The following is a 16148-nucleotide window of genomic DNA, read 5'->3' as shown; positions in this document are numbered from 1 at the left end:
TCAATGAAGGCATTTACTAAGCGTGGCGCTACCGCAGCTGCTGCTGGCGTTGCCGCAATCGGCCTACTGCTCTCAGGTTGCGCTGGTGGAAACAGCTCATCTAACAGCAGTTCTGCATCCTCTGAAACTGGCACAGAAAGCAATCAGAGTTTCATCTACATAACCAGTGACCCAATCGGTCAAAATGAGTTTCTGAAGTCTGGCCAGATCGGCATTAACGCTGTTGCTGAGGCCAACGGCGGAAAAGCAAAAACCTTCGAGTCTAAAGACGACGAAACCCGCCGCTCAAATCTCGATCAGGCTGTCAATGAAGCACCAGCGGTTATTGTAATGCTCGGTTTCCAGTTTGCTGACCTTGCAGCCGAGTATGCAGAAGCCTACCCAGACCAGAAGTTCCTGCTGATCGACACCACTGTTGAGGGCGACTTCGACAACCTCTACACCGCCACCTTCCGCGAGCAGGAGCCTTCATACCTGCTGGGTGTTGAAGCTGCGCTGCTCTCGCAGTCAAAGAAGGTTGGCTCGGTAATGTCACTTGATATTCCGCTGCTGCACAAATACAACAACGGTTTTGCGCAGGGTGCGACCGACACCGCAAGTGATGTTGAGGCGATTGCGCCACAGTATGTTGGTGGCGAGAACCCATTCGCTGACACCGCTCGCGCGAAAGAGCAGGCACTTGCTTTTGCGGCAACCGGTGTTGACCAGGTGTTCGCTGTTGCAGCCGCCGCTAACGGTGGTATTCACGAGGCCGCTGCTGAAAAGGGCTTTTACACCTACGGTGTAGACGCTAACCAGTGCGGTATGGCGCCGGGGCACGTCGTTGACGGCACCATCAAGGCTGTGAACAAGGTTGTTGAGACCGTTGTGGGCGAGATCCTTGCAGGCAAGAGCCCGAAGGACGCAACCAGCTCATTCGGCCTGGCAGAAGAGGGCATGACCGTTGTTAGCCTCACCGATGACGCTGCAGATTCTGGCTGTGTTGTTATGTCACACCCGGAGATTATCGAAAAGGTTGAGGCTGCCGCTAAGGCAATCAAGGCCGGCGATATTACTGTTGCTGAATAATTAGCTGCGGTTCTGTTTTAACAGTTGGGGCTCTGATCACTGCGGTCAGAGCCCCAACCCATATTTCAGAGACGGCAACAAACTAGGCTTTGTTAGACTTAAACGCACATCAGTTCATGGCCTTGAGGAGTCCCAGCGTGGTCGCTGAAATTGAGATGCGCGGCATCACCAAACGCTTTCCCGGAGTTATTGCCGACGATAACGTTGATTTCACGGTTGAAAAAGGTGAGATTCATGCGCTGATGGGTGAAAACGGCGCTGGCAAATCAATTCTAATGTCGCAGCTCGCCGGGGTTTATCAACCTGATGCGGGCACGATTAAAATCAGCGGTGCAGAGGTTAAATTCACCAGCCCACTCGACGCAATCGCAGCGGGTGTGGGCATGGTATTCCAATCTTTTAAGCTGTTTCCCTCTCTCACTATCGCTGAAAACGTGGTGTTCCGTGATGAGCCAACAAAAGGTGGCTTGCTGGATCGCGAAGCCGCGGTGGCAAAGGTGCAGGAGATTGCCGACCGCTACGGGCTTGCAGTAAACCCGCGCGATAAAGTCTCCGATGTGCCGGTCGGAGTGCTGCAGCGGGTTGAAATTATTAAGGCACTCTATCGGGAAGCGAAAATTTTAATTCTCGATGAGCCAACAGCTGTGCTCACCCCGCAAGAGACTGAAAAACTTTTTGAGATTTTACGTGCCCTCAAAGCTGACGGGCGCACAATCATTATCATTACGCACAAGCTCAGCGAGGTTATGAGCATTTCTGATCGCGTCACTGTGCTGCGTGACGGCAAGAATGTTGCTGAACTGATCACCGCCGATACGAACCCGACAGAGTTGACCCGTCACATGACCGGGCGTGATGTTGATCTGACACAGCCGCCACCTAAAAATCCGCTCGGCGAAGTTGTGCTCGATGTGCAGGGGCTTACCGTCACTGAAACAGGGCGCAACGCAGTTGATAGCGCAACGTTTACTGTGCGTCACGGTGAGATTGTCGGCATTGCCGGTGTCGCAGGTAACGGGCAGGTCGAGCTTGCCGAAGCGATTGTGGGAATGCGCCCGACAGTCGCGGGCACTGTCACGATTGCGGGCACGGATTGCAGCTCATTGAGCATCGCTGCAAGGCGTGATGCTGGTGTCGCATATATTCCTGAGGATCGGCACGGTGTCGGCTCAGCTGCAACCGCATCTGCCAGCGATAATCTCGCGTTAGGGCATCACCGATCCGCTCCGCTGCTAAAAAAGGGTCTGCTCGCAAGGAAGCGCATGACCGAGCACGCCCGCAATCTAATAAACCGCTTTGGCGTGAAAATAGCCAGCCACGAAACCCCCGTTGGCACCCTCTCTGGCGGCAACCTGCAGAAGGTGGTTGTCGCGCGCGAGATGGCTTACGCCTCCCCTCTTTTAATCGCAGAACAACCAACCCGCGGTGTCGATGTGGGCGCGATCGAGTCGATCCACAAAGAGCTCACTGCGTATCGCGATAGCGGCGGTGCGCTGCTGCTCATCTCCGCTGAGTTGAGCGAGATCATGTCGCTTGCAAGCCGCATCCTCGTCATGTTCGAGGGGAAGATCGTAGCTGATCTGCCGCGCGCAGAAGCTACCGAATCGTTGCTCGGCCTCTATATGGCTGGCCACACCCCGCACGAGACCGCTAGCTGACGACGCAGGTAGACTGTTTAGCATGTCAAACGACCAACTGGGAAAGCTCGGAAGTGGCGTCAAGAAAGCGCTCACCAGCTCTATCCTGCTCTCAATATTGAGTGCGTTCGCCGTGGGGGCGGTGCTGCTCTTACTGACCGGAGCCAACCCGATAGACGGATATCGCGCGATGTTAGAGGGTGCGCTGGGCACCGGCCTGGGGCTGGCAAACACCATCGCCCGCGCCACAACAATCATCTGCTTCGCCCTCGCAATCGCTGTTGCATTTCGTGCGGGTGTGCTAAACCTCGGCACAGAAGGTCAGGCTGTGCTTGGTGCTCTGACGGGAGGTCTCGTCGCGCTCTACATGCCCGGCCCGGGTTTTCTGGTTTTGCTCGCATCCCTTGCTACCGCAATCATCACGGGCGCTGCTTGGGGATATCTTGCAGCATTTTTACAAAATGTCCTCAACGTTCCGATTCTTATTTCAACACTGCTGTTGAACTACCCAGCCCGTTTTTATTCTTCGTGGCTGATTCGTTTCAAACTCGACGATCCCACAACCGATCTTTCTGCAAGCGCGCAAATTGCACCGGATAGGCTGCTTCAGACGTTTGTTGTGCGCGGTTCGGATCAGGCGAAGGAGCTCGCCGCCACCTACGGTGGCCAGTCTTATCTAACCGCCTTCCTAACCAATGTGAACTGGGGCCTTGTGCTCGTCATTGCACTGTTAGCCGGCATAATCTTCTTAAACTCGCGCACCCGCTACGGCTTTGAATCCGGTTTGGCCGGCCAAAATGCTGAATTCACTCGCTACGCTGGCGTGCAACCTAGCCGCCTCACCACTAAAACAATGCTGCTCTCAGGCGGTATCGCGGGCCTTGCTGGTGTGATGCTGGTGCTCGGCGCACCAAACACGCGAATGCTCGAGGGGCACGTGGTCACCACCGGCTACGCCTGGACCGCACTGCTGGTAACACTGCTGGCCGCATATCGTCCGCTCGGCACAGCTATTTCAGGTCTGTTTTTCGCCGCAATTATCGTGGGTGCTGCCGCTATGGGCCGCGAGCTCGGCCTCTCCCCACAGATTAGCGCGATCATTCAAGCGCTGGTTATCATTCTCATCGCGTTTAAGGTCGCGATTCCAAAGCGAAAACAACGCTCTGAAAAGCGGGCGGAGGTCACGGCATGAACCTACTCACACTGATTGACGCTGATCTTTTTGCGTCGGTGCTGCGCGCTCTGATTCCGGTGCTGCTCGCCGCGCTCGGCGGCATGCTCTGCGAACGCGTGGGCGTGTTTAACATCGGTTTAGAGGGCATGATTTTGATCGGCGCTTTTGGCGCTGTGGCCGGCTCCTACTTCTCAGGCAGCTGGGTTTTAGGTGTGCTCGCAGGGGCGCTGGCTGGTGCGCTGTTTTCGTTAATTCTCGGTTACGGATCTGTGTATCGCGGCGGTGACCCAATTGTGCTGGCTATTGCGATGAACATTCTGGGTGTCGGCATCACAAGCTTTCTAATTTATGCCGTGTTTGGTGTGCAGGGCGTTTTTAAAGACCCCGGAATTGCGGGAATCCCGACCTGGCGCATCCCCTTCCTTGCCGATATCCCGTACCTCGGCCTGCTGTTTAACCTGTCACCGCTCGGCTATTTGGCACTGCTGTTAGCTCCCGCTTTATGGCTGCTGCTGTTCCGCACACCGCTTGGGCTTAGGATGCGCGGTGTTGGTGAGCGGCCACTTGCTGCCGCCACGCTCGGGGTGAATCCTAAGCGCTATCAGCTGCTTACTGTGTTGGCTTCGGGTGCGCTCGCAGGGCTCGGAGGCGCGCAGCTTGCAATCGGAAACGTGCAGCAGTTTACTGAGGGCATGAGCGCCGGTCGCGGCTGGATCGCAGTAGTCGCTGTGATGCTAGCTCGCGCACACCCAATCGGGGTGCTTGGTGCTGCGCTGCTGTTCGGGTTTACCGACGCTTTCGGTTTCCGGCTGCAGAGCATCGGTTTGCCGCAGCAGCTCACGGACGCAATGCCCTATATTGTGACGCTGTTAGCGCTGCTCTTGATGACCAAACGGTTACGTCGCAAGAAGGATGTTCAGCTTGCCTAGTGAGCTCACGGCACAGCAGGTTATCGAAACGCTGAGCCTTGAGCCGCTGCCGCATGAGGGTGGTTACTTTAAACGCACCCACAGCAGCCCACACTCCAGCGCTATCTACTATCTGCTGCAGGAGGGCGACTTTTCCGCGCTGCACTCACTGACAGAGACAGAGGTGTATCACTGGTATGCCGGATCTCCCCTCGAAATACTGGTGTTGCTGCCCGACGGTGAGAGCACGGTGCACCGTCTCGGCCCAAATATTATCGGTGGTGAGCTACCGCAGGCTGTTATTCCGGCTGGTGCCACACACGGCTCCCATCCGCTCGGCGCCTGGAGTCTTGTGGGCACAACGATGTCTCCGCCGTTTACTTGGGAGGGGTTTGCGCTCGGCGATGCCGCGATGCTAACGCTTGCCTACCCGCAGCATGCGCAGCTGATCCGCAAGCTAACGCGCTAATCCAACAGTCGGTTTAAGCTTTTTCAGCAGCAGCCGCGCGAATACGTGCGGCGCTCACTCTGGCGCGCTGTTTGATGTTCTGCGCATCTAGCGTGAGGTGCTCGCCGTCTTTGTAGAGCGCACGGCCGTTAACCCACACATCGGTGACATCATGGCCGCCTGCGGCAAACACAATATGCGACACCAGATTATCGTGCGGGATCGCGTTTACCCCCGTCACATTAAGGGCAACAATATCCGCGCACTTCCCGACAGCCAGCTCACCAGAGCCTGCAAACCCGATAGCTTTAGCACCGCGCTTCGTCGCCACCTCAAACACTGATTCAGCAGTAACCGCTGCCGCATCATGCCGCACACCGCGGTGCAGCATTGCGGCCAGTTTCATTTCTTCAAACAGGTCGAGATTGTTGTTCGAGGCAACAGAATCGGTGCCTAAAGACACCTGTGCTCCGCTTGCAAGCCACTCGGGAAAATCAGCCACCCCATTGCCAAGCTTTAGGTTTGATACCGGGTTGTGCGAAAGCGCAGCACCGGCTGCCACATAGTCGCCGATCTCTCCCGCAGTCAGGTGCACACAGTGCGCAGCAAGCACTTTCGCATCCAGCAAACCCAAATCGCGCAAGTAGTCACCCGGGGTTTTGCCAACCCGGTCAAGCATCTGCGCAACCTCAGCCGGAGATTCAGAAATGTGCGTGTGAATCGGCAGGCCGCTCTCTTTAGCGTGTGCGATAGTCTCAACAAAAAACTCACGCGGCACAGAGTATGGCGCATGCGGGCCAAAAGCTATTTTTATGAGCGGATCGCCGTGAAACTCCTCTGCAAGCTGGGCAGTGTGGGCAAGCTCAGCAGCGCCATCCCTAGCGGTGACACCAGGAAACATCACGACATCCGGCGCAACAGTCGCAGGAGCTGCAACAACTCGCATCCCCGCGTCACTCACAGCCTGAATGAGACGTGAATTCCAGACATACATATCCGCAAAAGCTGTTGTGCCGCTGGCAATCATCTCCAGCATCGCCAATTGCAAACCGGCGAGCACATCCTCTTCAGTGAGATGCTGTTCGAGCGCCTGCACCTCAGCAAGCCACGGCATAAAACCGTGATCATCGCTGACACCCCGCAGCAGTGTCATAGCGGAGTGTGTGTGGCCGTTCGTCAGGCCGGGTATCAATATGCGGCCCCTCAAGTCTCGCACCTTAGCGCCGGCCGGCAAAGCACCAAGGCTGCCCTTCGCGCCCACCGCAGTGATGCGGCCGTTAGCGAAGCGAAGTTCAGCATCGAGCACAGTTTTGCCAGCAGTTACCAGAGCATCAGCGTATAAAACGGTTGTCATGTCTACCATCCGGGTGTTACGGTCATACCTGCGTCAACCACTAAATTATGGCCGGTTATCGCGGCGGCAAACGGGCTTGCGAGCATGACGCAGGCTGCGGCCACCTCCTGCGGTTGCACAAGACGCTTAAGCGGCGCGTTAGCCTCCCATCTGCTCACCCCTTCCGACCATTCTGCGGCTATTCCGGGGCGCTCAATCAACCCTGGGGAGACCGCGTTCACCCGCACCCCCTGCGCGCCAAGCTCGAGCGCAAGCGCCTGCGCGTGCATCACAACAGCGGCTTTCGCGCTCGCATAGTAGCTGTGACCGATAGCTGGCCGAAGCGCTTCAACAGAGGCGATGTGGGTGATCCACGCCCCTTGCGACATCCGCTCCGCTGCACGGCGACTGAGCTCATGCACAACTGTGACATTAACGTGAAACAGCTCTTCCCAAGTTTTTACATCTAGCTCATTAAACGGCACAACAGGCTGCAGCGCCGCACAGTTGATCAAACCGGTCAACCGAACCCCGTGCGCAGAAACCGCAGCGATCAGTGCCGCGCACGCACCCTGCCCCGACAAATCGCTCCACAGCGGTGTCGCGCCGATCTCTTCAGCCACCGCACGCGCTCCAACCTCAGTGCGGGCGTGCGCAAACACACGTGCCCCACTGTCGACAAACATCTTCGCGATAGCTCGCCCAAGATTGCCGTTTGCGCCGGTCACCAAAACCGTCTGATTCGAAAGGTCTGAAATGTTCAGCATCACTTATGCTCCGTATCTTCTGGACCGTTTTGAGTAGTCGCGCAGGGCGCGCAGCAGATCAACCTCACGCAAATCCGGGTATAGCGCCTCAACAAAGTAAAACTCTGAATGGGCCGACTGCCAAATCATAAAATCGCTTAACCGTTGCTCGCCACTTGTGCGGATCACAAGGTCGGGATCTGTTTGGCCGCTGGTCCACAGATGCTCGCCGATCCGCTCCGGGGTGAGCCACTCTGAGAGGGTTTCAAGCGTGCCACCCTCGGCCTTGTGTGTTGTGATCGCAGCACGCACCGCCGCAGTTATTTCGCTGCGCCCTCCGTAACCCACCGCAAGATTAATGTGCAAGCCGTTCCGCCCTGCGGTAGTCGTTTCAGCCGCTCGCAGGCTGGCCGCAAGATCCGCAGGCAGTATCTCTGCATCTCCAACATGCTTAATGCGCCAAGCACGCTGCTTCGTAAGATCGGCGGCAAGCTTTGAAATAATGCTAAACAAGTCATTAAGCTCAGCGGTGTGCCGACTGTGCAAATTATCTGCCGAAAGCAGATACAGTGTCACCGTGCGCACCCCAGCGTCATCACACCATCTCAGAAACTCAGGAATCTTGCGCGCTCCGGCACGGTGGCCAACCGCAGCCGCCTCCGCCAACCGCAGTTTCGCCCAGCGCCGATTACCGTCAACAATCACGGCAATGTGATCTGGAATCTGCTCCTGATTTATCTGTCGCCTCAGCCGCCAGCGATAAAGACCGTATAAAACGTCAATCATGGCGGAGATTGTTCCCTTCGTGCGAATACAAAGCCGCAAGGTGCAATGAATTTAGAGCCTGTGTCCTATATTCTAGTGTGCTGCCGCGCCGCCGGCTAAGGTTAGTCTATGAATTTGAGTGGCGTAGAAACTGCCCAAAAGGCAACTCAGAAAGCAGCAAAAAAGGCAGCCAAAAATCTAAAAAAAGCTGCGGCTCTTGCTGCGCAGCCCGCAGACCCCAAACCACTGCTGCGCGGCTGGCTGCACGCCGGCACGGCACCTCTGGCGCTCGCCGCAGGAATCGTCTTAATCTGCCTGGCACACGGGCCGATTGCGAAAACTGCGAGCGCGATCTATCTGGCCAGCTCGCTGCTACTTTTTGGGCATTCCGCAATCTACCACCGTTTCAACTGGTCACCGCGTGTAAAACAGATTCTACGGCGCATAGATCACGCAAATATTTTCTTACTCATTGCCGGCACATATACCCCGGTAGCGGTGGGAACGCTTCCACTTGAGCAGGCGATGGTGCTGCTCGCATTTACCTGGGGTGGTGCGTTAGTCGGGATTTTGTTTAGAGTTTTTTGGCTGCAGGCGCCACGCGGCCTGTATGTTGCGCTCTATATTGTGCTGGGTTGGGCGGCTGTGCTCTTCTTTAAACCGATGTTTGAGGCGAATGCGCCGGCGATGATCCTGGTGGCCGTAGGTGGGTTACTTTACACCGTCGGCGCCCTGTTTTACGGTTTTAAATGGCCGCTGCGCAACAATCGCTTTTTCGGTTTTCATGAGCTGTTTCACGCTGCGACGGTCACCGCGTTCTTCTGCCACTGGACGGCAGCGCTGCTGGCGATGCTAGATCCCGCCTATCTGCGTTAGCTGGCGCTATCGGTTTTGCCGGTTTGCGCGTCGCCCTTCGCATTCTGCTCACTCAGCTCTGCGGCGATTTCTTCGCGCACCTGCTCACGATACGAGATGGCGCGCAGTTTGCCGACCACTGAAAACGACAGGCCGATCACCGCAAGCGCGAGCACCCCGATAAATAGAAAACCAAGCGGCCCTGGGGTCACCATATTCGGATCGAGTTCAGTTTCGACGGCTTCTTCAAGCACTAAGAGTGCGGTGGTTAGCATATTTTCCTCCTGGATAGGTATTGTTAAGCGTTACCTTCGATGCCCGCAAAAAGGTCGTCTTCGCTGTCGCTTGTTGGCACGCGGCTCTCTGCTAAACGGTAGTCTTCAAACGGCCAGGCTGCTCGCTGCAGCTCATTTTCGATAAAAAAGAATCGATCGTTTGGGCTCACCTGGCTGGCGTGTGCGCGTAAGGCTTCATCACGGAGGTCAAAATAGTCTGCAACACTAATTTTTGCTGTCGCCGCAGATTTTCTCTCACGCAATATTTCGAAAATATTCGTAAGTTCCTTAACCTGTTCTGAGTCTGGGTCGTTGGCCTCAATGTGCGCCTTGATTGCGGCGATACGATCGGCGTTAAAGATCTCATCGTAGTAGAGTTTTTTCACTTCCCACGGCTTTCCAGCCTCCGGGTAGGAGTCGGCTTTGCCTGACTCTTCCCAGGCGATACGACTAATCTCGTGGCAGCGAATGTGGTCGGGATGCGGGTAGCCGCCAATTTCGTTATAGGTCAGCATGACATGCGGTTTAAACTCACGCACTATCTTGATCAGGGGTGCAGCGGCAGTTTCTTTGCGGATCGCAGCAAATGAGAGCTCTGGCAGAGCCTCCCCTGCTTCTGGGAGGCCGGAGTCTTGAAAGCCGAGCCACCTGTGCTCGAAGCCGATAATCTCTTGCGCACGCCGCATTTCCGCACGCCTAAGACCCGCTAAGTCGCGCTCTGCTTCCGGGTTTGCCCGCACTATCTCATTGAGAATATCGCCGCGCTCACCACCGGTGCAGCTGACGATCATCACCTTGCAACCAAGGTTTAAATAGTGGGCGTAGGTGGCAGCCCCCTTGCTTGACTCATCGTCTGGGTGGGCGTGCACGGCAAGCAACCGCAATGACATTGTGATTGACATCCTCAATATTCAAGAACTGTTAGTACCATTAAGTCTATGACCACTGACCTGAATGAGCGCTACGGAACCGGTCGACGCAGTCGCACAGACAGGCGGTTAGCTTGGATACTAGCAGCTGCCATTGGGGCACTAGTTTTGTTTTTCGTCTGGAACGCGCTTTTTGTTTCTAACACCAGCAGCATTAGCGTGCGTGACATTAGCCACACGATTGAGGGCTCTGACAGCGCAACCCTAACTTTCGGGGTTACCGCGCCCGTCAATTCTGAGGTGCAGTGTGCGATCGAGGCGCTCAGCAAAACTTATGCGCCCATGGGTTATGCGGTTGTTGATGTGCCCGCTACCGGATCGCCTGAGCGGGTGTTTACAAAAACTCTTTTAACTGTGAATGAGGCAACCACCATCACCGCAAGCAGCTGCTGGATCGTTGCATAGCCTGGTGCGCTCTCTGCCCCTTCCATGCTTTTTATGCGATAACCGGGTAGAATAGAAGGGCTGCTCCGCGCACCGCGCGGAGCGTTTTGTTTATGTCTTGCAGAGCACAGATGTGACAACCGGTGTCACGTCCCCCTGTGATACCCCTACGGATAAGGAATAAAACATGACTGAAAATCAGCAGACCTGGCTGACGCAGGCAGCGTTCGACCGCCTGCAAGCAGAGCTAGAAGAGCTCAGCGGCCCCGGCCGTAAAGAGATTGCCGCTCGCATCGAAGCAGCGCGTGAAGAGGGCGACCTGAAAGAAAACGGCGGCTATCACGCCGCTAAAGATGAGCAGGGCAAAATGGAGGCTCGCATCCGGGATCTGGAAGAGCTGCTCAAGCACGCAATTGTAACCGAGGCACCTAAGAGTCACGGTGTTGTTGAGGTTGGAACCGTAATCACAGCCGAAATTTTCGGCGATGAAGAAAAGTTCCTGCTCGGCAGCCGTGAAATCGGTGAGGGCACTGATCTGGATGTTTACAGCCCAGAAAGCCCGCTCGGTGCGGCAATTATTGGCTTGAAGGTTGGCCAGTCAGCCTCCTACGAGGCACCAAACGGCAAGCAGATAACGGTAAAAATCACCAGCGTCGAGACCTTTGCCGGTTAAGCAAACTCGCTAGGGGTCGTAAAACTTTACGCTTTTACGACCCCTACTTTTTTTAATAGCGTTCGCCGACACGCACCTGGTAGCCGGCTTCTTCAAGCGCACGAACCACCTGGTCACCGTGATCTTTACCGCGGGTTTCGATGTGCAACTCGAGCTCGACATCACTTATTGGCAGCTCCGTCGCGTGCCTGGTGTGCAGCACCTCAACTACATTCGCGTACTGGCCGGCAACGATTTGCGCGGTGCGCACAAGCTGGCCCGGCCGATCCGGCAGCGAAATGCGCAGTTTGAGATAGCGTGACGCAGCAGCAAGACCGTGGCCGATCACGCGCTGCAGCAGCAGCGGGTCGATATTGCCGCCGGAAAGCACAGTCGCGGTAACCCCTGTGCTCTTAATTTTTCCCGCGATAATAGCCGCAACACCGGCTGCGCCAGCCGGCTCTACAACAAGCTTTGCCCGCTCGAGCATCAGCACGATGGCCCGCGCGATGTCATCATCACTAACCGTAATAATCTCATCAACGAAGTCGCGCACACACTGAAAATTTAAATTACCCGGACGCGCCACCGCGATACCGTCAGCGATCGTTGCCGTTGTTTCGACTGTAATAGGCTCTCCGGCTTTAAGCGACGGCTGCATTGCGGCAGCGTTTTCTGCCTGCACCCCGATTATGCGCATTTGCCGCCCGTTTTCAGCCGCCCACAGCTTCGCTGCTACAGCCACACCGCTAATCAGGCCACCGCCGCCGATCGGCACAACAATAGTGTCGATCTCTGGCTCTATATCGAGCATTTCTAGCGCAACAGTGCCCTGCCCATTAATGACGTCGGGGTGATCAAAGGGCGGAACAAAATAAGCGCCGGTTTCAGCCGCAAACTGTTTCGCCGCGGTGAGAGACTCCTCGACGTTGACACCAATCAGCTGCACATCCGCGCCATAGTTTTTTGTTGCTTGCAGCTTTGGCAGTGCAACCCCCAAGGGCATAAAAATTGTTGCTTTGATTCCGAGCTCACGCGCCGCATACGCCACACCCTGTGCGTGGTTACCGGCAGATGCTGCCACCACTCCGCCGGCGCGTTCAGCGGGGTCGAGGGCAGAAATCAGGTTGTAGGCGCCGCGCAGTTTATAGGCTCCTGTACGCTGCAGATTTTCGCACTTCAACAGCACGCGCTTGCCGCCTAATAGTTCAGTTAGGAAGGTTGATCCTTCAAGCGGGGTGTGATTTACGACGCCTTCGAGTTTGTCAGCTACAGCTCTAATATCGGCTAATTTTGGCACCACAAACTGTTCAGTCACAATTAGTTTCCTTTACCCCTAGCTGCCCGAGAGATACGCTTTAATCGTGTCTTAGCGTCTGCTCGTGCCTTATTTCTCTGATGGTAGGCCTCCACAGGGTCTGGGAGCTCTCGCCAGTTGCTGTGCACCAGAGTGTTGACGATTGAGTTTGCCGCTGCCGCAATTGGCACCGCGAACAGAGCGCCCGGAATTCCCGCAAGCAAAGCTCCGATAGACACAGCGAGCACAACACCCAGGGGGTGCACGCGCACAGCGCTACCCATAACGAGCGGCTGCAAAATGTGCCCCTCTATCTGATTCACCGCAATAGCAATCAGCACCATAATCAGTGCCTGCACAGGCCCGAGATAGATGAGCGCGATTAGGGCCGCGAAAAGGCCGGTCATAATTGCGCCCAAGAATGGAATAAAGCTGCCTAGAAATACTGTGATACCGATTGGCACAACAAACGGCACGCCAAGAATTGCAGCCCCCAGCGCAATACCAACTGCGTCTACGAAGGCGACGAAAATCTGCACACGCACATACTGCCCGACAGAGCGCCACCCGGCGTTACCTGCAGCGTCTAATGGTGCATGCGCCGACGCTGGTAAGAAACCGAGCACCCAATACCAGATGCGTTTTCCATCAATTAGTAAAAATATGAGAGAGAAGATTGCAAGCAGCATGCCCGTCACGAATGCGGCAGCGGAGCTTGCAACTCCGAGAGCACCGTTCCAGAGCGGAGCGCTGTTATCACGCACTGTTTCAAGCACGGTATCAAAAGAGAAGTTGAAGTGGCTCGTATCGAATTCAAAGCCCAAGCTATCAACCCACTCGATCAAATGCCGCCACTCAGCGTTAGCCTTTGCGACAAGGGTGTCGAAACCTCCCTGCAGGTATCGAATGCTCAGCCACACAAGCAGCGTCACAGATGCGACCAAACTCGCCAGCGCGGCAATCACACCGACCGCCTTCGGAAGTCCAATTTTTTGAGCGCCAGAAACTATCGGATGCAGCAGCGCAGCCAGCAAAATAGCTACCAGCAGCGGCACCACAATGACACGAATCTGCACGAGCAACCAGAACAGAGCAGCAACCGCAACACCGATAACTATAAGTCGCCAAGACCAGGAAGCTGCCAGGCGCACTCCGTGCGGCACTTGCGCCGGACTCTGTGTCTCGATCCCAGCCTGCTTCGTTACAGGCGTCTGGGTTTTATCCTGATTCTCACTCATCTGATCTACCTATCAAAAATCACACGGATCGTCTGGTCGGGCAGCACACGATACTTCGCAGCCACAATGATGTCGGCTGTCACCTCTTTGCGTAGACTCTGGCCGGGTACATTGTAGCTAAACGCAGAGCTACCCGCGGCACCGCCATTTTCTGGGTTGCTTGTGACAGCGCCCGTCTCTTCATTCACAACAACTGTTGGGTAACCGATGATTTGCCAAGCACCGTTTTCAAATGCTTCATAAGTCCAGGCTTGCATAGGGCACTGATTTGGGGCTGGCACCGGCTGCGTTGCACAGGCATCGATTTCGCGGTTGGTGACAGCTTGGATCTCCTGCCTGCCAGCATCTGTCAACCCAAGCTTAAACGGGCTACCGCCCTCAAGCCGTGTGCTTTCACCGGCAACACTAAGACTGTATTTTTGCTCACCGCTCACCGTGAAAAACTCGCTCTCGGCACCAAGCGTTACAGTATAAACGCCAGGAATAGCGCTGAGACTAACCGGCACTTCAGACCCGATTACAGCATCCTCAGGAATCTGCTCACTAAAGTCAATGACAGCGCCGTTTATTTTAAGCAGTGGCGTGCTGCTCGGCACCGCAATGCTCAGCTCAGGGTAGGTTATGTTAACGGCTCGCCAGTCCTCAAAAAAGAGCGCCTTAGTGCCGCCGCGTTTCAGCTCATACTCAACAGTGCCAACAGCATCACCCTGGTGAAATTCCACCGTGTAGTGAGCTGAAGTATTATCGCGACTGGCCGCAACTATTTTGAAATCCGTTGGGCGATCTTCTACATTGCGCAGAGCATCACCACGAAAAAGCTCGGCTGCACCACCGGTTGGGGCTGCGATAGCTGTCATTTTTTCAGCATCGCCGGCAATAATCGCATCGGCGTGCGCACGCACCATACTCTCCGGATTATAGACAGTCTTTGCGGCCCACAGATAGCCTACGACAAGCAACGCAACCAGTACGAAAAGACCTAAAAAACCTGCTCCGGCAGAGTTAAACTTTGCAGGCCGCTGTTGCATCGCAGCTTCGTTCACTTCTTTCCTTTCAGGCAGGCTTAAAACGCGCTTGGAATAATAAGTGTACTCGCAGTGCTTGACTATAAGACAGTCCCAAATATATGAGGTGTGAAATGGCAAAGTTTGAAGATTACCTGCCCCCTGAGGGTGAAATCACCATGTTCTCAACAGAGTGGTGCGGATACTGCAAGCGTCTTAAGATGATGCTTGCTTCAACCGATATTAAGATTAATGAAATCAATATCGAGGAAACAGCTGGCACTGAAGAGCTCGTAAAATCGGTGAACGATGGTAATGCAGTGGTTCCAACTGTGCTCTTCGCTGACGGACGCACCGCCACAAACCCCTCGCTTCCTGAAGTGCAAAAGTTTGTGGCGGCCGCGCACTAACCAAACATTCGTCGTGCTTCGTCGTATCGGTTAAGCGGCACCTGCTTGGTTTTTCCGGCAACCGCGCTAAGCGGCACAAGCGCGGTGTCGGTGCCCCTAAGCGCCACCATTGTGCCCCACTGACCGCGCGCAACAGCGTCTGCTCCGGCTGCACCCGCCCGCGTTGCTAGCACCCGATCAAATGCTGTGGGCACCCCACCGCGCTGCACATGGCCGAGAATTGTTGCACGCGTTTCGATCCCTGTGCGCTCTTCAATCTTGTCCGCCAGCACCTCACCGATGCCGCCGAGACGTGCGCGCCCGAAACCATCATCACCGCCCTTGGTGACGCCCTCGCTCATACCTTTGAATTTGAACCCCTCAGCAACAACCACCAGGCTCGCACGGCCGCGCTCATGCACATGCCGCACCCATTCTGATATTTGATCGAGAGATTCAGCAAACTCGGGCAGCAAAATCACGTGCGCGCCGGCTGCGATTCCAGCGTGTAGCGCGATCCACCCAGCATCCCGCCCCATCACTTCGAGCACCATACAGCGCTTATGTGACTGCCCTGTAGTGCGCAGTCGGTCAATCGCTTCAGTCGCAACATGCACCGCAGTGTCAAAGCCGAAACTATAGTCGGTTTCTTCAAGGTCGTTGTCAATAGTTTTTGGTAGCCCAATTGCGTTAATACCCGCTTCGTGCAGCATCTGTGCGACGGTTTGCGTGCCGTTCCCGCCGATCGTGAGAAAGCCATCGAGCTGATCCCGCTTCATAATCTCTTTTAGGCCTGCAATACCGGGCCCCTCATCACCGAATGGGCTGAAACGACTGGTGCCTAAAATGGTGCCGCCGAGAGGAGCAATACCGCGCACTCTGTTGCGGTTCAGGATGAAGCTATCATTCTTAGCCACACCACGCCAGCCGTCCCGATAGCCGAGGTAGTCGTGACCGTACACTTCCACCCCGTGCAGCACTGCGCCCCGCACCGCCGCGTTTAATCCCGGGCAGTCTCCGCCGGAGACAAGCACACCCACTCGCAT

General features: G+C 55.6%; 18 protein-coding genes. 9 read left to right on the top strand and 9 right to left on the bottom strand.

Annotated features, from left to right (window positions below):
• The first annotated feature begins 3 nt into the window (after positions 1–3).
• The 5 genes from HCQ99_RS05760 to HCQ99_RS05740 all read left to right on the top strand — a co-directional run bounded on the left by HCQ99_RS05760 (position 4) and on the right by HCQ99_RS05740 (position 5256).
• On the top strand, positions 4–1068 hold the full coding sequence (locus HCQ99_RS05760; protein WP_166987237.1) for a BMP family ABC transporter substrate-binding protein: 1065 nt from the start codon (positions 4–6) through the stop codon (positions 1066–1068).
• Positions 1069–1205: 137 nt separating this feature from the next.
• Complete coding sequence (locus tag HCQ99_RS05755) at positions 1206–2726, top strand: ABC transporter ATP-binding protein (protein ID WP_208317180.1); 1521 nt, start codon at positions 1206–1208, stop codon at positions 2724–2726.
• Between the two features lie 22 nt (positions 2727–2748).
• Positions 2749–3897, top strand: a complete 1149-nt coding sequence (locus HCQ99_RS05750) for an ABC transporter permease (RefSeq protein ID WP_166987231.1) — start codon at positions 2749–2751, stop codon at positions 3895–3897.
• Positions 3894–4808 (top strand): ABC transporter permease, encoded by a 915-nt coding sequence (locus HCQ99_RS05745; RefSeq protein ID WP_166987228.1) that lies wholly within the window; start codon positions 3894–3896, stop codon positions 4806–4808. Before HCQ99_RS05750 ends, HCQ99_RS05745 begins: the two co-directional genes overlap by 4 nt.
• Positions 4792–5256 (top strand): cupin domain-containing protein, encoded by a 465-nt coding sequence (locus HCQ99_RS05740; RefSeq protein WP_166987225.1) that lies wholly within the window; start codon positions 4792–4794, stop codon positions 5254–5256. Before HCQ99_RS05745 ends, HCQ99_RS05740 begins: the two co-directional genes overlap by 17 nt.
• A 13-nt stretch (positions 5257–5269) precedes the next feature.
• Here the strand turns inward: HCQ99_RS05740 and HCQ99_RS05735 are convergent, their stop codons facing one another.
• The 3 genes from HCQ99_RS05735 to HCQ99_RS05725 are packed head-to-tail and all read right to left on the bottom strand — an operon-like array spanning position 5270 to position 8100.
• A complete protein-coding gene (locus tag HCQ99_RS05735) occupies positions 5270–6589 on the bottom strand; it encodes an amidohydrolase (protein WP_243854803.1) in 1320 nt (439 codons plus the stop codon).
• A gap of 2 nt (positions 6590–6591) precedes the next feature.
• Positions 6592–7335 (bottom strand): SDR family NAD(P)-dependent oxidoreductase, encoded by a 744-nt coding sequence (locus HCQ99_RS05730; protein WP_166987219.1) that lies wholly within the window; start codon positions 7333–7335, stop codon positions 6592–6594.
• A gap of 3 nt (positions 7336–7338) precedes the next feature.
• Positions 7339–8100, bottom strand: a complete 762-nt coding sequence (locus HCQ99_RS05725) for an isoprenyl transferase (RefSeq protein WP_166987216.1) — start codon at positions 8098–8100, stop codon at positions 7339–7341.
• A gap of 108 nt (positions 8101–8208) precedes the next feature.
• Here HCQ99_RS05725 and trhA point away from each other — a divergent pair, with 108 nt between their 5' ends.
• The gene (gene trhA, locus HCQ99_RS05720; RefSeq protein ID WP_166987213.1) at positions 8209–8955 is read left to right on the top strand and encodes a PAQR family membrane homeostasis protein TrhA; all 747 of its coding nucleotides are present in this window, start codon (positions 8209–8211) and stop codon (positions 8953–8955) included.
• Here the strand turns inward: trhA and HCQ99_RS05715 are convergent.
• Positions 8952–9209: a hypothetical protein gene (locus tag HCQ99_RS05715; RefSeq protein WP_166987210.1), complete on the bottom strand. Its 258-nt coding sequence runs from the start codon at positions 9207–9209 to the stop codon at positions 8952–8954. The two genes, trhA and HCQ99_RS05715, sit on opposite strands and share 4 nt — an antisense overlap.
• A 23-nt stretch (positions 9210–9232) precedes the next feature.
• Positions 9233–10111, bottom strand: a complete 879-nt coding sequence (mca, locus tag HCQ99_RS05710) for a mycothiol conjugate amidase Mca (RefSeq protein ID WP_243854802.1) — start codon at positions 10109–10111, stop codon at positions 9233–9235.
• A 36-nt stretch (positions 10112–10147) separates the two neighbouring features.
• On the opposite strand from mca, the gene HCQ99_RS05705 reads away from it, so the two are divergent.
• Positions 10148–10543: a DUF4307 domain-containing protein gene (locus HCQ99_RS05705; RefSeq protein ID WP_166987207.1), complete on the top strand. Its 396-nt coding sequence runs from the start codon at positions 10148–10150 to the stop codon at positions 10541–10543.
• Between the two features lie 166 nt (positions 10544–10709).
• The gene (greA, locus tag HCQ99_RS05700) at positions 10710–11195 is read left to right on the top strand and encodes a transcription elongation factor GreA (protein ID WP_166987204.1); all 486 of its coding nucleotides are present in this window, start codon (positions 10710–10712) and stop codon (positions 11193–11195) included.
• A 52-nt stretch (positions 11196–11247) separates the two neighbouring features.
• Here greA and ilvA read toward each other — a convergent pair whose 3' ends face one another.
• From ilvA to HCQ99_RS05685, 3 genes are read right to left on the bottom strand one after another with little or no spacing between them, the layout of a single operon-like run.
• On the bottom strand, positions 11248–12495 hold the full coding sequence (gene ilvA, locus HCQ99_RS05695; RefSeq protein WP_166987661.1) for a threonine ammonia-lyase: 1248 nt from the start codon (positions 12493–12495) through the stop codon (positions 11248–11250).
• Complete coding sequence (locus tag HCQ99_RS05690) at positions 12495–13709, bottom strand: AI-2E family transporter (protein ID WP_166987201.1); 1215 nt, start codon at positions 13707–13709, stop codon at positions 12495–12497. The genes ilvA and HCQ99_RS05690 overlap by 1 nt, the downstream gene beginning before the upstream one ends.
• Before the next feature lie 5 nt (positions 13710–13714).
• A complete protein-coding gene (locus HCQ99_RS05685; protein ID WP_166987199.1) occupies positions 13715–14752 on the bottom strand; it encodes a zinc ribbon domain-containing protein in 1038 nt (345 codons plus the stop codon).
• A gap of 95 nt (positions 14753–14847) precedes the next feature.
• Between HCQ99_RS05685 and HCQ99_RS05680 the strand changes: the two genes are divergently transcribed.
• Positions 14848–15123, top strand: a complete 276-nt coding sequence (locus HCQ99_RS05680; protein WP_166987197.1) for a glutaredoxin domain-containing protein — start codon at positions 14848–14850, stop codon at positions 15121–15123.
• On the opposite strand, the gene HCQ99_RS05675 is transcribed toward HCQ99_RS05680, so the two are convergent.
• The gene (locus HCQ99_RS05675; RefSeq protein ID WP_166987194.1) at positions 15120–16148 is read right to left on the bottom strand and encodes a 6-phosphofructokinase; all 1029 of its coding nucleotides are present in this window, start codon (positions 16146–16148) and stop codon (positions 15120–15122) included. The genes HCQ99_RS05680 and HCQ99_RS05675 overlap by 4 nt on opposite strands.

The organism is Canibacter zhoujuaniae, assembly GCF_011752015.1.
GTDB lineage: Bacteria > Actinomycetota > Actinomycetes > Actinomycetales > Microbacteriaceae > Canibacter > Canibacter zhoujuaniae.
This window is presented reverse-complemented; position numbering and strand designations above follow the sequence as displayed.

Excerpts from the sequence above, each read along its gene's own strand:
- HCQ99_RS05750 (WP_166987231.1), top strand. The coding sequence starts at position 2,749 with ATGTCAAACGACCAACTGGGAAAGCTCGGAAGTGGCGTCAAGAAAGCG.
- trhA (WP_166987213.1), top strand. The coding sequence starts at position 8,209 with ATGAATTTGAGTGGCGTAGAAACTGCCCAAAAGGCAACTCAGAAAGCA.
- HCQ99_RS05760 (WP_166987237.1), top strand. The coding sequence starts at position 4 with ATGAAGGCATTTACTAAGCGTGGCGCTACCGCAGCTGCTGCTGGCGTT.
- HCQ99_RS05730 (WP_166987219.1), bottom strand. The coding sequence starts at position 7,335 with ATGCTGAACATTTCAGACCTTTCGAATCAGACGGTTTTGGTGACCGGC.
- HCQ99_RS05725 (WP_166987216.1), bottom strand. The coding sequence starts at position 8,100 with ATGATTGACGTTTTATACGGTCTTTATCGCTGGCGGCTGAGGCGACAG.
- HCQ99_RS05740 (WP_166987225.1), top strand. The coding sequence starts at position 4,792 with ATGTTCAGCTTGCCTAGTGAGCTCACGGCACAGCAGGTTATCGAAACG.
- HCQ99_RS05690 (WP_166987201.1), bottom strand. The coding sequence starts at position 13,709 with ATGAGTGAGAATCAGGATAAAACCCAGACGCCTGTAACGAAGCAGGCT.
- greA (WP_166987204.1), top strand. The coding sequence starts at position 10,710 with ATGACTGAAAATCAGCAGACCTGGCTGACGCAGGCAGCGTTCGACCGC.
- HCQ99_RS05705 (WP_166987207.1), top strand. The coding sequence starts at position 10,148 with ATGACCACTGACCTGAATGAGCGCTACGGAACCGGTCGACGCAGTCGC.
- HCQ99_RS05715 (WP_166987210.1), bottom strand. The coding sequence starts at position 9,209 with ATGCTAACCACCGCACTCTTAGTGCTTGAAGAAGCCGTCGAAACTGAA.
- HCQ99_RS05735 (WP_243854803.1), bottom strand. The coding sequence starts at position 6,589 with ATGACAACCGTTTTATACGCTGATGCTCTGGTAACTGCTGGCAAAACT.
- HCQ99_RS05675 (WP_166987194.1), bottom strand. The coding sequence starts at position 16,148 with ATGCGAGTGGGTGTGCTTGTCTCCGGCGGAGACTGCCCGGGATTAAAC.
- HCQ99_RS05680 (WP_166987197.1), top strand. The coding sequence starts at position 14,848 with ATGGCAAAGTTTGAAGATTACCTGCCCCCTGAGGGTGAAATCACCATG.
- HCQ99_RS05745 (WP_166987228.1), top strand. The coding sequence starts at position 3,894 with ATGAACCTACTCACACTGATTGACGCTGATCTTTTTGCGTCGGTGCTG.
- mca (WP_243854802.1), bottom strand. The coding sequence starts at position 10,111 with ATGTCAATCACAATGTCATTGCGGTTGCTTGCCGTGCACGCCCACCCA.